Genomic DNA, 16,068 nt, shown 5'->3' with positions numbered 1-16,068 from the left:
ATGCAGGCCGTCCCGCCACAACGGACCTGCATCGATGCGCCTCGCACGGCACCTCATCCTCATTGCGCTTGCCGCGCTGCTGGTCGCCTGCAGCTCCTTGCCGCCGCGTGGCGAGGTGCCCGCCTCGCGTGCCTTCACGGCCACCGACGTCGCGACCACGGCACTGGCGCGGGTGGCGGCGTCGAGCCGGCCGCCGGATGAGGTCCAACCTTCGGGCTTTCGGCTGCTGCCGGTCGGCGAGTTTGCCTTCGACGCACGCGTGGCCCTGGCGCGCCGGGCTGAGCAGTCGCTGGACCTGCAGTACTACTACGTCCATCGCGACGACGCCGGCCGCACGCTGCTGCGAGAACTGCGCGATGCCGCCCTGCGCGGCGTGCGCGTCCGCCTGCTGGTCGACGATTTCTACGCTGCAGAGATCGATGACCTGCTGATCGGGCTGGCGTCCTTCCCGAACGTCGAGGTGCGACTGTTCAACCCGATGCCCTTGCGCCGCGGTGCGCCGGTGGTCCGGCTGGTGCTGTCGCCGGGCGACTTCCAGCTCTACAACCACCGCATGCACAACAAGCTGTTCGTGGCCGACAACGCGGTGGCCATCTATGGCGGGCGCAACATCGCCGACGAATACTTCATGAAGAACCGCGACGCCAACTTCATCGACCTGGACGTCATTTCCACCGGCCGCGTGGTGACCGACTTGTCGTCCGCGTTCGACCTCTACTGGAACAGCGAACTCGCGTGGCCCGTGCAGAGCGCGCTGGGCAAACCCGCCGATGCGGCAGTGGCCCGCGAGCACTTCGACCGCGCGGTGGAAGATGCGCGCGTCACCGCTCCGCAAGAGCCGACCGACATATTCGGCCAGTCGACGATCGGGGCTCAGCTGAGCGAAGGCCAGCTGATGATGTCGTATGCCACCGCGCAAGTGCATGCCGACCCACCCGAGAAGGCCAGCGAAAAGACGCTTGCCATGGTGCCGACGCGGGCAGTGAGCGGGCTGCTGGACGCACTCACTGCCGCGAACCAGGAAGTGATGATGGTCTCGCCCTATTTCGTGCCCGGCACGGTCGGCATGCCGCTGATCCGAACGGCCCGCGCGAACGGCGTTCGCCTCAGGCTCTTCACCAACTCGTTGGGGTCCACCGACGAGCCGCTGGTGCACGAGCGCTACGCGGCCTACCGGGTGGAGATGCTGCGCCTGGGCGTGGAGGTGTACGAGATCAGCCCCACGCAAACCCGCCGCGTGCGGCGCTTCGGCGACTTCGGGCGGTCCATTCCGCGCCTGCATGCCAAAGTGTCGGTCGTCGACCGCCAACGCCTGCTGGTCGGCTCGGCCAATCTCGACGGCCGCTCGGCGGTGGGCAACACCGAGATGGGCGTCGTCATCGACAGCGCCGTGCTGGCCGAGGCGATCAGCGACAGGATCGACGGCGACCACTTCGCAAGCGTCTACAAGCTTCGCCTGAAGCCCGACGACCAGACCATCGAATGGACCCACCTCGATGAGCAAGGCGAGATCAGCGCCACCATCGACGAGCCCGACAGCGGTTGGTGGCTGCGCCTGAAGCTCTGGCTGCAATCGATGCTGGTGGAGGAACGGGACCTCTGATCCGCGAGCTGAGCACAGTCAATCGACGCGAACGCCGATCGTGCGCAGCACGGGCTGCCAGTAGCGCTGTTCATTCGCGATTCGCGCCGCGAGATCGGAAGGCGAGCTCGACGCGGGCGTCATGCCGGCCTGCGCAAACGCGAAGGACACCTCGGGTCGCGCGATCGCTTCGCCCAAGGCGGCAGACGTCTTCGCGACGATGTTGCCCGGCACGCGGCCCGGCGCGAAGAAGGCGAACCATTCCTTGACGACGAGCGCCGGATGTCCCTGCTCGACGAACGTCGGTACCTCGGGAAGGTAGGTGCTCCGGCCTGCGCCTGAGGTGGCGAGCACCCGCACGCGGCGCGTAACGTGATGCTGCCGGAGCAGCCCCTCCGGCAAAGCCAGTGCCGCAAGCTGGCCACCGAGCAAATCGTTCACCGCAGGTGGGCCGCCCGAATAAGCGACGTGCTGCCACGCGAGGCCGGCCTCGCGAAACAGCATCGCCTCCAACAGGTGAGGCAAGGTGCCGGTGCCGGGCGAACCGACGTTGAACTCGGTGGGATGCCGCCGGCCCCAGGCGAGGAAATCGGCGATCGTCGTGACCTCCGGCGGCACGGCCGGGCCGACCGCGAGCGCGAGCGGCATCTCGCCCCCCAGTGACACCGGCTGCAGATCGACGGCCGGGTCGTACGAGAGCTTGGAGTAGAGGAATGGATAGACCGTCGCGACCGCGCCCTGCGCCAGCAGCAAGGTTGATCCATCGGCCGGTGCGGCTTTCAACGCGCTCACGCTGAGCTGACCGGCCGCCCCAGCGCGGTTGTCCACGACGACGCGTTGACCAAGCACAGGCAGAAGCTGCTCGCCGATGGCACGCGCGATGAAGTCGGGAATGCTGCCGGGCGGGCCGCTGCAGAGAATGCGCATCGGACCGTCTGCAGCCTCGCAGGGGCTCACCAATGAGAACGCCGCGCACGCGGCCGGCAACGCAGCTGCGGCTCGCAGGAATCGACGCCGCTGCGCTTGTGCCCTGTCGTTCGGCATGTGGCTCACGGCATCTCCTTGGCTCGGCGCCCTGCCGTCAACAGCAACTCGTTGGGCCCTTCCCAGCCGCTGGCGGTGTTGAAAGCGCTCAGCCGTTCTCTGATCTCGGCCCACGCGTCCTCTGCCGAGGCAGGGTCCAGACGACCGAGGACTTGAAGGATGGGGCCCCCCGCACTGCGGACGAAGGAGAGGTAGTCGTCCACCGACGGCATGTGGAAGCTTGCATCGACGGCCGTCGTGGCAACGTCCCGAAACCCGGCCTCGTTGAAAAGCGCTTCCATGTGCCCCGGCTTCCCCAGGCTCATCAAGCCGCCCGGCACGAACGGGTCGCGCGCCGGCAGGCCGGCATGCTTGAGGGCCGTCGACATGAGGATCGTGAGGCACGGGTTCTTCTCGGGCCGCGAGAACACCATCGTGCAGAGCCCGCCACCCGGTCGCAGCGCCCGATGTATCTCTCGCAAGCCCTTCAGCGGCTGTGGGAAGAACATCAGGCCAAGCCGGCAGATCGCCGCGTCGAACGATGCGGGTGCGACCCCCAGAGCCTCGCCATCGGTCGCCAGGGTGTCGACGTTCGACAAGCCGGCGTCTTCGGCTCGTGCCCGCGCAAAAGCCAGGATCGCGGGCGAGAGATCGGTCGCGAGCACACGACCAGTCGGGCCGACTCGCTGTGCGAGCGACGCGGTCTGGTCGCCGGCGCCTGCCGCCACATCGAGCACGCGCGTACCGGGCGCCACGCCGGCCATCGCGAACATCGCTTCAGTCGGCATGCGAAGCCAGGCACGGATGTCGGCGGTGTGGGCGTCCCAGCCCGATGCGCAGGCGTCCCACTGGGCGCGCATCGCTGTCTTGAACGGCTGAGGGTCGGCGGAGGTGCTTGCATTCATGTCTCCAGCGTATGCGGTGGCAGCGCCGGGCGTAACCCGCAAAGATGCAGAATGGGGCCGCAACAATGCATACCCCGCGGCTCGCTGCGCAGACCTGTTGGCCACGTCCGCAGGTGCTGACAGTTGCAGACCCGAATCTCCAACCTGAAGGCGCCCGCATGTTCGACTGGGACGACTTGAAGCACCTGCTGGCGGTCGCGCGCCATGGCAGCACGCTGGCCGCGGGCCGCGCCCTCGGGGTCGATCAATCAACCGTGCAACGGCGTCTCGCCGAACTGGAGCGACGGCTCGAGCAGCCGCTCGTCGAGCGGCACCCCAGTGGCTACAAGCTGACCGATTTCGGGCGCGAGATGCTGCCGTATGCCGAACGCGTCGAACAGTCGGTGGCAGCATTCGAAGAGCACCTGAAATCCGCAGCTGCGCGGGCCGAGGGCGTGATACGCATGACCTGCCCCGAGCCCATCGTCAATCGAATCACGCAGACCTCGCTGTTCGACAAGTTTCACGCGCGCTATCCGAACTGGCGCGTGCAGTTCGTGATGAGCGACAAGTACCTCGACCTCATGAAAGGCGATGCAGACGTCGCCCTGCGCTCCGGCAACACCGAAGACGGTGAGCTCATCGGGCGCAAGATCGCCGACTCGATCTGGGCCGTGTACGCCAGCCGCAGCTACGTCGAACGCCATGGCCAGCCGCAAGACGTCGCAGACCTGAAGCACCACGCACTCGTCGGCTTCGACGACACCATGGCCAAGCACCGCGCATCCCAGTGGCTGCGAGAGGTGGCCCCGGACACACCGCTGATGGCACGCAGCAGCAGCGTGCTCGGGCTCATCTACTCGGCCAAGGCAGGCATCGGCGTGGCACCGCTGCCCATGTCGCTGGGTGACGCAGAACCCGACCTCGTGCGCGTCCTCGGCCCGATTCCCGAGCTGGCGCGCATCTGGCGCATCCTGACGACACCGGCGCTGCGGCACACGCCGCGCATCTCGGCGTTCTTCGATTTCATCGTCGAAGAGATCGAGACGATGCGGCCCATTCTCACGGGGTGAGGTGAGGGCACCTCATTCGACAGCCGCAGACTCGTTCTCTGTGTGCCGGTCAGGCTCAGTGGTGCTGAGAATTTCGTTCAGAACGGAAGTGGCGTAATTCCCGGCGGGCAAAGAGAACGTGAGCACCAGTTGATCGGCCTGCGGCCATTCCCATGACATCTCCGCCGGGCTCGCCACCAGGGCGCGGCGCTCCTGATCCAGACCGGCGTGTTCCATGCCGTCGCACAAGGTGGCGTGACGTTCAGCCACGCCGTTTTCCAGGGCCTGCGCTTGATCGGTGGTGATGACGCGGCCCCGTCCCCAGAGCGGTCCGGTGGGCCGGCCCGCCTCGTCCATCACGTCACCGGGCAGGGTCTTGCCCCAGATTCCCTGCTGAATTCGCAGCCCCAGCACTTCATTGAAGACGAAGGAGCGCACCGCCGACAGATAGATGCCCTTCTTCTTCGGATTGCGCACACGGATTTCGCGCGCCAGCATGGCCCTGCCCTGCTCGACGTTGCCGCCCTCAAAGCCGAAACGCTGAGCGCCAAAATAGTTGGGCACGCCATGTGACGCAACGGCCTTGAGACTGGCCTCGATGGCGTCGCGGTCGCCGGTCACGTCACGCAGCACGATGCGGAATCGGTTGCCCTGCAGATCACCGCGGCGCAGCTTTTTCACGTGGCGGCTCTGACTCAGTACCTTGAATTCCGGGTGCTGAAGCAGGGTCAGGTCGGGTGTCTCACCCTTGGGCAAGTAGATGCTGAACCACTGACGTGTGATGGCGTAGCGGTCCTTGAGGCCGGCATAGCCCACGTCCCTTTCCTGCACGCTGGCGGCCTCGGCCAGCTGCTGGGCAACGAAGGCGGTGTTGGCACCGTTCTTTTCGACGTCCAGCCAGATGTGTTCGCCCTCACCGGAGGGCAGCTGCAGCGGCATTTCCGTCACGATGAAATCCTCGTTGAGGAGTTTCAGGGTGGCGCTGGCGCCACTGGCCGGATAAGCGTTGGGCCACTGCGGCAAGGTCATGTATTGAGCGTCGGTCATGAGCAGTCTGGCGGCACCAGCTGTAGAGAGGAGAGGGACGGGAGGGACAGGCTGTCTAGCCGACCAGGGGCAGTTCAGACAGTGATTCTCGCCCTACCCGCATGCCTCGACGCGCGTCAACAGATGCGCCTTCAACGGGAACCGTTGCGCGCGACGACAGGCGGCTTCCGGGCGGCGATGTCAACTCACAGGAGGCCAGGAGCGGAAGTGCGTCGGGCGGTGGCCAATGACTTTGCAAGGCTGCCGTTCGCGTCAGGCCTGACCGCTGACAGCTATCCGACCCACTGCGTAACTCCGCCTCTGCGATTTCGCCGGCAAAAAGCTGACGTTCAACGCTTAACTTCAGCGGCCGCCGAAGGCGGTCCGCTGGTAGGGTGGGTCAGGCGTCGCAGGCCACTTCATGCCAACCTTGGTGCGTCATGCGAGTCGGTTGCAAGCATCGACAATGAAATCAATGTACCCCCGAGCAGAGACGATGTACTGCCGGATGTCGCCGAGCGATAGATCGGACGCGTCGTCGTTGTGATGAACCACATTGTTGCGCCGAGTGACGATGGTTTGGATCAGGTCCTTCCACCCCTCCCAAGTCGCCTTATCGCTTGTTAGGTCAACCCCGACGTAGGCCAGAGCGTCCTTCGTGCGATAGACGTTCCCGGACACGAGATCATCGACTTCCTTTCGTGTCATGCCAATCTCTAGCCGAACACCCTGCGGTGCCCCGTCGTTCTTCTTCTTCGTGTTGTACCTCCACTCGATGAGAGCGGCTGGAATGGAGGCTGCTCGAGTTCGTTCCTCAATATCTTCAGCAATAGCAAAGACGATCTCTTTGATGCACATCTCCAGGTGAGCACACAAGGAGATCAAGAACGACTTAGTAAAGAAATTTATGTTGTCCGTGAGGATGGGAGAACTGCCGCTTCCGCCCACGACCTCCTGCTCAGTGGCATGCACCATCGCCTCGAGTTCGGTGAGGCCGAGCTTGTATGTCTGCGCTGCAGACGCGACTCGTGCACTCATGAAGCGAGAATCGGCGTGACCAGCTTTTGCCACAGCTCGCGGCGCTTCAAGATCGATGACTTGTTCTGAATTCCACCCGACAAAGTCCTCTGAAACTCGGCATTCTTGCAAAGCTTCTCGAAGGCCTTTCTGATCTTTTCTTCCTTGCCGGTGATGGTCGTCCTCTTGAGCGACGCCATGCTACTCATCAACAAGTCATAGTGAACAATGCTCTGCCTTGGCTTGTCCTTCGTGGTATCTGCGAACACACTATCTCCAAAAATCTGCTCACAGACCGCGAGCGTAGAAGTAAAGAGACTGCGGAGCTTCTTTATCTTCGCTTGGGACGTACTCGCGTTCTCGCGCATGTAGACATCCAGGAACTTCGAGAGCCGCCCTTCGTAACTTTCGAGATCGTCTTGCAAGGCAAAGAATCGAAGTACGAGTTCTTCGCCTTCTCTGGAATCCTTCTGTGTATTTCCGAACTCAGAGATGGCCTTGTTCTTTGCCAATTCGATTAAAAGGTCGTTCAAAGCCCCGGGATAGATTGCATGCCGAATCTCCTGATCTGAAAGTCGAACAGCGCCTTGATTCAGTCGAGAAAATATCTCCTGTACTAGATTGGGAGGGTTCTCCTTCCTGAGAACGATGCAACGGATAGTCGTAGCTTCAAGTTCGGAACGATAGGCCCCTAACTCGGAGAACTTCTTTCCTTCCAACTCTTTGAATGCACTCATTCCCTCAAGGGCGAACTCGTCCTTGAAGAACTTTTGAATCGTCGTAAGGCGCTGTACGCCATCGATCACGAAGTGTGTGCCGTCCTCTTTCTCAGCGAAGTAGCAGGCCGGCAAAGGGATCCTCATGAGACATGACTCGATAAACCGCGATGCGCGCTCCCAGCCCTCTTTGTCCCACTTGTACTTGCGTTGAAACTCGGGGTCGAGCTTCAGCTTCGGAGGCTTTGTCTGGATACGAGAAAAAAGGGTCTCAAACGGATAGTCGATAGGGAAAAGGTTGAGAGTCTTTTCTGAGGTAACCAGCTTTGCCACTTGCATTGTCTCCAGAGAATGGTTGATGGATATAGGCTTCTATGATGCTCTATTCAACGAACTGCCGGCGACGCCCGACGTTTGACTTGAGCGAGGCCGCCAGGGCCGCTGCCGGCATCAACAAGGCGGCGACGCCAAACGCGCCGCGGTACGCATTCGCGAAGCACTTGCTAAACCATGCTCTTCACCTACGTGCTCAAGGTGAGTGGCGGCGGCGTGCGCAGCCCCTTGATTCGCGGGCTGCCCGATCCAGCGCCTGGAGACCGCGGCGGTAGACGGCCGCAAAGCTGTCGCCCCTCTATACCCGCATCTGGCCGAGAGCGGAATTCAACCTCGGCGCAAGACATTCAGCTCGACCTCGACTCGATCGCAGGCCGTGGCCCGCACACCCGCTAAACGGCAGTTTTCTTGTGACGACGCGCAGACCAAACCGCTCGAACGCGCCCCATCCCGGGCCACACGCTGCGGGCCAGCAACAACAAGAACGCCAGCGCCGCCAGCGCCACGCGCCCGTCGGCTCGCGCCACCACCGGCTTGGCGAGCGTCGGTGCCGAGAGTTCGGCCGACAGCCCTTCCGCCGTTTGCAGCCGATGGAACTTCAGCCCTCGTTCGCTCGCGAGCAGGCGCAGATAACCTTCTCGCAGAGCGGAGAGGTGTTCGCGCCCCGGCGTGCCGCCAAGCCCGGTGGCCGCGGGGGCGGCGCCGTCGTCCACCATTTTTTCGCCGCCGACGCTGGCGCCGCGGCCCTGGCTGCGGGCGTCGGTCTGCATGACTTCGTCGGAGCGCCAGAAACCGAGCGGGCGGCCCAGGGGGTCGGTTTTGGGGATGGGGAACGGCAGCAGGTCGCCGACGCCGACGATGAGTCCCGGCACCTCGCCCGGCTTGTCGTCGAAGGCGGGGCGGTACTGCGGGTTCAGCGGCGGCGCCTCTTGCCCGTCGGTGATGAACACGAGCGAAGGTTTGCCGGGCAGCTCTCTCGCGATGCCGAGGCCGCTGTGCAAACCCTTGGCCACCTCGCTGTTGCCCGACCACGCCATGCGGCCGTCGATGCGGGCGAGCGACGAACGCAGCTCGCTGAGGTTGGCGCACACCTCCACCGGCGCCGTCAGCAGGAACGAGCGGTACTCGGTGAACACCGCCCAGCCGACCTTGGAGCCGCAGGGCAGCTCGAGCAGGCTCTGGCGCAGCGCGTACTTGGCGAAGGCGAGGCGTGATGCGGGCTTGCCGTCGAGCGTCTGGTCGGTCACGTTCATGCTCTGCGTGATGTCGAGCACGACCACGTGCTCGAACAGCTTGCGCTCGATGCGCACGCCGGGGCCGAGGAACGTGGCGGCGAGCGCTGCGGCCGCCAGCGCCAGCAGCCAGCGTTCGCGCTGGCTGCGCCACGAGGCGCGCAACCATTCCAGAGCTCTCACGGCATGCCCGGTGAATAGCCGCGCATGGTGGTGACGGCGCGCTCGGCGTCACGCTTGATGTCGGCAGGCTCGGCCAGCGTGTCGTCGGGGTCGGGCAGCAAGCGTTGCGCGCGTTCGAGGTTGTAGCGCGCGTCCCATTGCCCGGGGTCGTTGCGCAGCACCTCGCGGTAGTTCTCTTTCGCCAGCTCGAGCAGCGGAATGGCCTGGCCGGGCTGCGAGGTGGCGCGCACGCCGATGGCCTGGCGCATCAGCAGGTTGGCGCTGTTGTAGCGCGCCGCCTGCCCCAGCGCCGAGTCGCTTTGCAGTGCGCGGTAGCGGTTCAGGGCGGCTTCGGTGGCGCCGCTGGCCGCTTGGGCATGTGCCAGTGCGAACTTCAGTTCCACCGGCGCACCGTTGCCATCGCCCACCGGTGGGTTCGCGGTGATGGCCGCGTTCCATTGGTGCTGGCGCCACAGACGCACGGTGTCTGTGGCCGTGGCCAAGGCCGCAATGGCCAGCACCGCCAGCACGATGCGCGTGCGCCGCTTGGTGGCTAGGCCCATCGCTTGATCTCCAGCAGCTGCGCGCTCAACAGCAGCAGCACGCAAAACAGCGCAGCAGCGTGGCCGTAGGGCGAGAGGTCGCGCCGCGGCACGGTGTCGAGGTAGGTGATGGGCAGGTTCTCGAGGCGGTTCACGTCTTCGATGGCGGCCTGCAAGGCCTTGTCGTTGTCGGCCTCGTAGGCGCGGTACGGCGTGCCCAGCGACTGGAAGAACTTGTGCAGCTGGTGCTCGGGCACGGTGTCGGCCGCACCGAGCGGGTCGCCGGCCTCGGCGTTCAGGCCGGGGCTGTTGGCGGAGCGAAGGTAGAACCAGTCGATGGCGGTGCGCTGCTTGCGCGCTGCGAAGGCAATGCGCTCCTTGGTCACGTCGTCGAGGTGGTCACCACCGTCGGACACCAGCATCACGATGCGCGAGCCGGTGTAGGGCCGGTCATCGAAGAACGAAAGCGCCTCCAGCAGAGCGAGGCCGATGTTGGTCTCCGACAGGCCCCGCCCGATCTCCCCGGCGGCGATGGCGGCCAGCACCACCTCGTTCTTCTGAGTGAACTCGAGCACGCGCATGGGCAAGGTGCTGAAGACGATCATGCCGAAGCGGTCGTCGGGCCGGCTCGACGCAAACTCCGACAGCAGCCGCCGCGCGACCTTGCCTTTGCTGTCGCGCGACGACGCCTGCTGCTGCCTGGCATAGAAGTCGAGCACTTCCGGCCGGAGCGCGTTGCCGCTCCCCGCCTTCATGCGCGCGCCGGCGAAGCCCTGGTCCATGCTGCGGCTGCGGTCGAGCACGACCACGATCTCGGCGCCCTGGCCCACGCGCTCCACCGTGTACTCGGGCCGATACGGGCCAGCCATCGCCAGCAGCAGCAACGCGAGCGCGAGCACGGCCGCGCCCTTGAGCAGGCGCTGTAAGGCGTCGGACGCGCGGTCGTGCGGCATCAGCGCCACCCAGGCGTTGACCACCGGGTGGTCGGCGCGCGCCCACAGCGGCAGCAGCGCCAGCGGCAGCAGGCACAGCAGCCAGGGGTGGTCGAAATGGATCACGCGGCCCCCCGCTCGGCATCGCGGCACTTGCGGCAGAACTCGACCAGCCAGCGCCCGCCATCGGCCGCTGGTTGGCCGCCGGCAAAGAACTCGCGGCGCGATTGCTCGAAGAAGGCCAGCAGGTCGGCGCGCAGGCCGGCGTAGCGCGGCTGCGCGGCAACGAACCGGTCGATGCCATGCTCGAACACCACCTCGCCGGCCGTCTCGTTCAATGCGTCGTGCACCCGCTGGAAGGCGGCCCGCCACTCCACCGACGGGCTGCCTGCAGGCAAGTGGCTCAGCTGCCGCCACGCGTTGGCGAACGGCCTTTTGCGGCTGGACCACCACGGCATGGCGATGTACACCTGCGCAAGGTAGGCCAGGCACAGCAGCAGCACCACGCCATAGGCCAGCAGGCGCGTCTGCGTCGAACGCGTGTCGATGAGCGGCGGTGCGGCGTCGGGCCGCAACTCGCCCAGGCCTTCGCGCGGCGAGACCTCGGTCGGCACGAGTGGCGACACCGTCACCGGCCAGGCCTCGACGCGCACGCCCTGGTCGCGCCCGTCGCCTTTGAAGCTCAACGAGAAGGGGGCGATCTCGAGTGTGCGCACCTCGGTCGGCGACATGAACACCTGGTATCTGAGCTTCAGCTCATGGCGCGTGCCGCCGGATTCGGATTCAGTGTGTCGCAACACGGCCTGCAGCTCCAGCGCCTTGCCGCGCGCACCGGGGCGCGGCAGCGAGGCCTCGTCGAGCACGAAGCCTCGAGGCGCATGGACGATGACCTCGCGCTCAACGATGTCACCCACGTGGTAGCCGAAGGCACGTGGCTCGATGGTGATGGCACGCAGCGTGTCGGCAGGCGCGTCGGCCGCCGGCGCGTGGCCGCTGCCCATCATTAACGCCAGGGCAAGGACCAGTTCACGCATGGAAGTGCCTCGTGACGGCATCGGCATCGAACGCGCCTTCGACGAACAGCGGGCTCAGCCGGTGGGTGCGAAACACCTGCAGCAAGGCTTCGCGGCGCTGCGCCAGTTGCACGCGCCATTGCTCGCGCAATGCGGGCCGCCACCACACCAGCCGCTGGCGGCCTGTCTCGGGGTCGAGCACCTGCGCCAATCCACGCGCTGCGCTGAGGCTGAACTCCTGCGGGTCCCACAGCACCACCGGCACCAGGTCGTGGTGGGCCAGGCTCGCGAGCACGGCCGACACCTCGTCCATCGCGAAGTGAAAGTCCGACAGCAGAAAGACCAGCGAACGCCGTTGCGACAGGTGGCGGTGGGCCAGCCGCAAGCCCTGCGCGGAGTGGCCCGTGGGCTGCAGGCTGCGCAGCGTCTGCGTCAGCTCGCCGGCCGCGGCACGCGATCGGCTCTGCGGTAGCAGCAGGTCGTCACGCACGTGTTCGTCGCACGCGACAAAGCCGAAGCTGTCGCCGGTGCGCCAAGCCGACCACGCGAGGCTGTCGACAAAGTCCGCCACCACGCCCAGCTTGTGCTGCGCACCGGCAAACCCCATCGACGCCGACAGGTCGGCCACCACCGCAATGGGAATGGATTTGCGCTGGCTGTAGATGCGCACCGACCATTGGCCGAAGGGGTCGCGCAGGCTGGCGTGCAGGTCGAGCCGGCGCGGGTCGGGTGCATCGAGCAGAGACGCATGGCCGCGGAACTCGAAGCCGCTGTCACCACGCCGGCTGCGGTGGTGGCCAGGAAAGTGGCCGAGCGCTGCACTGCCGATGCGGTAGTGGATCTCGGGGACGGTGGTGGGTTGGGTCACTGTGTCACGGGCTCGAAGGAAGCCGTTCAACCAACATGAGTCAGGGCGCAGCCACGCTGCTCAAGATGCCGCCCATCAGCGGGCCGGAGATCTCCTGCCGCCGCATCTCGTACACCGGCTGGTAGCACAGCCGGTGCGCGATGGTCTCGACGAACACCGACTGCACGTCTTCAGGGGTGACGAAGTTGCGGCCTTCGAGCCACGCCGCCACGCGCGCCGCGCGCAGCAGGTAGCTCATGCCGCGCGGGCTGGCACCGGCGAGCATCAGCTGCGCGGTGTCGAGCCCTGAGAGCTTGACACCGTAGTCGGCCGGCACCGCGGTTGCCCGCCACAGGCCGAGCGCGTAGTTCTGCAGCGCCTGCGAGGCCTGCACGCTGCGCTGGATCACCTCGGCCACCTCGTTCAGCGCCTGGTAATTCACCATCGCCGGTGCCAGCTCTTCCATCAGCCGGTCGGTGTCGTGGTAGCGCGGGTTGAACATGAGCTCGCGGCGGTCTTCGTCGCTTGCGGGCGAGTCGATGGTGATCTCCATCATGAATCGGTCGCGCGCGGCCGACGAGATCTCGAAGGTCTCTTCGCGTTCGACGCGGTTGCGGTCGGCAAACACGATCAGGTGCGGAAAGCGGAACTCGCGGTTGAAGGCCGACACGCTGCGCTCGGCCATCACCCGCAGCAGCAGCGAGTGCACCTGCGGGCGCGCACGGTTGATCTCGTTGAAGAAGAAGATGGCCAGGTCTTCGCCATGGCGGATCAACGGCCCCTGCTCCACCGCCGGCCGCCCCTCGGCGCTGATGTAGGTGTAGTAGATGAGGTCGTTGGGCATCAGGTCGATGGTGCCCTCGGTGCGCGCGAAGTCGCCGCCCAGCACCTGCGCAAAGGCGCGCAGCAGCGTGGTCTTGCCGACGCCCACGTCACCCTGCAGCAGCACGTGGCCGCGCGCGAACACGGCCATGTTGATGAGCCGGATCACCCGCGTCTGGCCGATCACCGCCTTGCCCACCTCGGCCTCCAGGGCCAGCGCGCGTTCGCGCCAGTCACTCAGCAGCGCGTCGTTTCGGTCCATGCAGCCATGTCTCCTAGGGTTCGCGCAGAACGAAGCGCCCGCGTCGAGCGCGGAACAGTCTGCGTCAGCCGTGAGACGGGCTGGGCGAAGTGGCCTGCGCGAGCTTGTTCAAGCAAGAGACAAGCCCTGAGGCTGCGGGAAAACCCAAACTCGCGAGGCGCGAGTGAAAGGCCCTGGATCAAGGCTTCAAGGAAGGCAGCAGTTCGTCCAAGCTGCGGATCAGGTTGCGGTGGCCTCCCAGATGGCGCGACCCGCGGTCCAGCAGCAAGGCGGTCAACCCGGCCTCCCGGGCTGCGTCATAGTCCAGTTCGGCCGAATCGCCCACCATCAGGGTGTCGGCAGCTGCCACTGAAAACCGCTCGACCACCTTGTGGAACGCCAGCGCGAGCGGCTTGCTGACGCCGACCTCTTCGCCGATCTGGACATGATCGACCTCCTGGTCGAGCCCGGTGGCCTTGAGCTTGCGGCGCTGGCCATCGGCCGGCCCGTTGGTGAGGATTGCCGTCGCAACGCCTCGCTGGCGCAGTGACGCCAGCACGGGCCTCACGTCGTCGAACAGCTGCGGCCTGTCGTTGACGCAGTCCATGAACAGCTTGTTGAGATGCAGCACGAGGTGTTCCAGTGGCTCCATGCCGAGCACGCCGAACGGGTCCGAGAATCGCCTGAGCCGATACTCCTGCCGCGTCAGATGGCCTTGTTCGAACAACGAGAACAGGGGTCTGTCTACCTCGGTACAGGCACGGATGAATGCATTCGAGTCGATGCCCTCGCCATCGAGAAACAGAGACATCTCGCGGTAGGCCGTCTGGCGCGTCGTCGCGAAGTCGACCAAGGTGTCGTCGAGGTCGAAGATGATGAGCTTCACGTCAACGTCCCGTCGTCCCACACCGGGCGCAGCCCGATCGTCGTCGTGCCCAGCCGCTCCCATTTGCCGCGGCTGGAGCCGATCGCGAGGTAGCCGGCATGCTTGCTCCAGGCGCCGCCCTTGACGATTCGCTCGAACGACCCACCCGGGCCAGACGGGCGGTCCGCGCACCATTCGCTGAGGTTGCCGGCGAGGTCGTACAGCCCGAGGTCGGACGGCGCAAAGCGACCGACCGGGCTGGTTCCGCCGTAGTRCTCGTCATAGTTGGCCAATGTGTGGTCCGGGGCGGCATCACCCCACGGATAGATTCTTGCCGGGTCGTTGTTCGACGCCAGGCACTCCCACTCGCCGACCCTCGGGAGCCGCGCACCGAGGTGGCTACACATGAGCGCGGCCCCTGCCCAGTTGATGCCCCAGACCGGGTGCTCCGCGATGGCATCGACGCAGCCCCAACCCGGGCCGCTTTCGTCGAAGCTCAGCGGGCAACGAGGGTTGTGCACGTTGATGTAGCGGTAACTGGTTTCTGACTCACCCGGCACACCGAGTTCGTTCAAGATGTCGACCGCGATGCGGCAGGTCAGCAGGTTGCGAGCAACCCTGATCGGCCGGGCGTCGTGCAGGCGGGCGCGATCAGGCACGAAACGCACCGCCTCGTCGACGTATTGCTGAACGCTTGGAGATGTCATGCGACTCCCGGCTCTGTTGCCAACGCAGCATCCGCCGGGGCGCCCTGCGCCGCGCGCAGCACCCCATCGATCGCTTCGACCTGGCGGTCATTCAGATGCCGCCGCCAATTGCCGCTCACCTCGGCCGGTGCCCGAAACGAAGAAAACGCGCCGCCACGACTGGTGATCTGCCGCTCGGCCAGGAATGAAGACTGGTCCGCATGCGGGTCGATCTGAAGGAGGTCCGTGATCGATCGCAGCGGAGCTTCTGGCGTGTGCATCAACGCGTCGAGCGACACCACGCAGTGGTCGAACAGGTGCAGGCTGCGCCGGGCCAGCTCGTACCGCGCGACGACGCTCATCGCGGCGATCTCGGCGGCTCGCACCTGCGGGTCAGGGTCGTCGAGGCGGCCGCTGTAGTTGGGCCAGATCTCCTGGAACAAGCGCGGCACCAGATCGCGGTAGCGCCAGAAATCGGCGAGCTCACAGCGCAAGACCGAGGACACGATCGCATGAGGTTCGCGGGTCAGGAAGATGACCTTCAGCGTAGGAATGAACTCCTTCAGCCACGCGAGTTTTCCAAACAGCGCCGTCTCCTTGAAACCGACCACGCGGGTGCGGCTCGATTCGAGCAGGTAGGCCTTGAGTTCGTCGAGGTAAGCACGAAGACCCGGATGCTTGGCCAGCGCCACGTGAAGCACGCGCGGGTCGAATTCGGCGTCGGACCATTGCACGAGGTCGCAATGGCGGAAGAACCGCGTGTGCATCGAGAGCGGCTCGTTGATGCATTCGATCGCCGGATGCGCCTGCAGGAGATCGTGCAGAAAGTTCGACCCGGATCGATGGTGGGCCATGATCAAGAACGGGGCCCGAACGTCGGTCGACTCCATCGAATGTTCCACCCTCCTTGCGCACGGCAGCATAGGCGCAAGCCAGCGCGGCACCACTTAGCCAAGACGCCAGTAGGGGATTGTTCTGCACACTTGTTCAGCTCCGAATCCATCGCTTGCCAGAGGCGCTTGGCACTCGTACGCTTGCGTCACGGATTGAGGCGGACGCGCACATGATGCGTCCCCAGGTGCGGAGCATGTGC

16 protein-coding genes are annotated in these 16,068 nt (G+C 65.4%); 2 read left to right on the top strand and 14 right to left on the bottom strand.

The window, feature by feature from the left end:
- The first annotated feature begins 34 nt into the window (after positions 1-34).
- On the top strand, positions 35-1,603 hold the full coding sequence (locus AC1DYS_RS20825) for a phospholipase D family protein (protein WP_477902642.1): 1,569 nt from the start codon (positions 35-37) through the stop codon (positions 1,601-1,603).
- Between the two features lie 18 nt (positions 1,604-1,621).
- On the opposite strand, the gene AC1DYS_RS20820 is transcribed toward AC1DYS_RS20825, so the two are convergent.
- Together AC1DYS_RS20820 and AC1DYS_RS20815 are read right to left on the bottom strand one after the other, a co-directional pair.
- Entirely contained in the window at positions 1,622-2,569 is a 948-nt protein-coding gene (locus AC1DYS_RS20820) for a tripartite tricarboxylate transporter substrate-binding protein (protein WP_477902640.1), read from the bottom strand.
- A 62-nt stretch (positions 2,570-2,631) separates the two neighbouring features.
- Entirely contained in the window at positions 2,632-3,510 is an 879-nt protein-coding gene (locus AC1DYS_RS20815) for a class I SAM-dependent methyltransferase (RefSeq protein WP_477902638.1), read from the bottom strand.
- A gap of 158 nt (positions 3,511-3,668) precedes the next feature.
- Between AC1DYS_RS20815 and AC1DYS_RS20810 the strand changes: the two genes are divergently transcribed.
- Entirely contained in the window at positions 3,669-4,562 is an 894-nt protein-coding gene (locus AC1DYS_RS20810) for a LysR family transcriptional regulator (RefSeq protein WP_477902636.1), read from the top strand.
- 12 nt (positions 4,563-4,574) lie between these two features.
- On the opposite strand, the gene truD is transcribed toward AC1DYS_RS20810, so the two are convergent.
- From truD to AC1DYS_RS20750, 12 genes are all read right to left on the bottom strand, one after another.
- A complete protein-coding gene (gene truD, locus AC1DYS_RS20805) occupies positions 4,575-5,588 on the bottom strand; it encodes a tRNA pseudouridine(13) synthase TruD (protein ID WP_477902634.1) in 1,014 nt (337 codons plus the stop codon).
- A gap of 417 nt (positions 5,589-6,005) precedes the next feature.
- Positions 6,006-6,605, bottom strand: coding sequence for a HEPN domain-containing protein (locus tag AC1DYS_RS20800; protein ID WP_477902632.1), 600 nt, complete (start codon positions 6,603-6,605; stop codon positions 6,006-6,008).
- Entirely contained in the window at positions 6,602-7,633 is a 1,032-nt protein-coding gene (locus AC1DYS_RS20795) for a DUF262 domain-containing protein (protein WP_477902630.1), read from the bottom strand. Before AC1DYS_RS20795 ends, AC1DYS_RS20800 begins: the two co-directional genes overlap by 4 nt.
- Before the next feature lie 392 nt (positions 7,634-8,025).
- Entirely contained in the window at positions 8,026-9,048 is a 1,023-nt protein-coding gene (locus tag AC1DYS_RS20790; protein WP_477902628.1) for a vWA domain-containing protein, read from the bottom strand.
- Positions 9,045-9,590, bottom strand: coding sequence for an MxaK protein (locus tag AC1DYS_RS20785; RefSeq protein WP_477902626.1), 546 nt, complete (start codon positions 9,588-9,590; stop codon positions 9,045-9,047). Before AC1DYS_RS20785 ends, AC1DYS_RS20790 begins: the two co-directional genes overlap by 4 nt.
- A complete protein-coding gene (locus AC1DYS_RS20780) occupies positions 9,581-10,627 on the bottom strand; it encodes a vWA domain-containing protein (protein WP_477902624.1) in 1,047 nt (348 codons plus the stop codon). Before AC1DYS_RS20780 ends, AC1DYS_RS20785 begins: the two co-directional genes overlap by 10 nt.
- The gene (locus AC1DYS_RS20775) at positions 10,624-11,535 is read right to left on the bottom strand and encodes a hypothetical protein (protein WP_477902622.1); all 912 of its coding nucleotides are present in this window, start codon (positions 11,533-11,535) and stop codon (positions 10,624-10,626) included. The genes AC1DYS_RS20780 and AC1DYS_RS20775 overlap by 4 nt, the downstream gene beginning before the upstream one ends.
- Entirely contained in the window at positions 11,528-12,382 is an 855-nt protein-coding gene (locus AC1DYS_RS20770) for a DUF58 domain-containing protein (protein ID WP_477902620.1), read from the bottom strand. Before AC1DYS_RS20770 ends, AC1DYS_RS20775 begins: the two co-directional genes overlap by 8 nt.
- Before the next feature lie 40 nt (positions 12,383-12,422).
- A complete protein-coding gene (locus tag AC1DYS_RS20765; RefSeq protein WP_477902618.1) occupies positions 12,423-13,445 on the bottom strand; it encodes an AAA family ATPase in 1,023 nt (340 codons plus the stop codon).
- A gap of 178 nt (positions 13,446-13,623) precedes the next feature.
- Positions 13,624-14,310, bottom strand: a complete 687-nt coding sequence (locus tag AC1DYS_RS20760; protein ID WP_477902616.1) for an HAD family hydrolase — start codon at positions 14,308-14,310, stop codon at positions 13,624-13,626.
- Positions 14,307-14,996: a formylglycine-generating enzyme family protein gene (locus tag AC1DYS_RS20755; protein ID WP_477902614.1), complete on the bottom strand. Its 690-nt coding sequence runs from the start codon at positions 14,994-14,996 to the stop codon at positions 14,307-14,309. The genes AC1DYS_RS20760 and AC1DYS_RS20755 overlap by 4 nt, the downstream gene beginning before the upstream one ends.
- Positions 14,993-15,865, bottom strand: a complete 873-nt coding sequence (locus AC1DYS_RS20750; protein WP_477902612.1) for a sulfotransferase — start codon at positions 15,863-15,865, stop codon at positions 14,993-14,995. Before AC1DYS_RS20750 ends, AC1DYS_RS20755 begins: the two co-directional genes overlap by 4 nt.
- Between the last annotated feature and the right edge of the window lie 203 nt (positions 15,866-16,068).

It is taken from the genome of Rhizobacter sp. P2_G4 (assembly GCF_056403575.1).
Note: the sequence above shows the minus strand (reverse complement) of the source record. Positions and strands in the feature narration are given on the sequence as shown.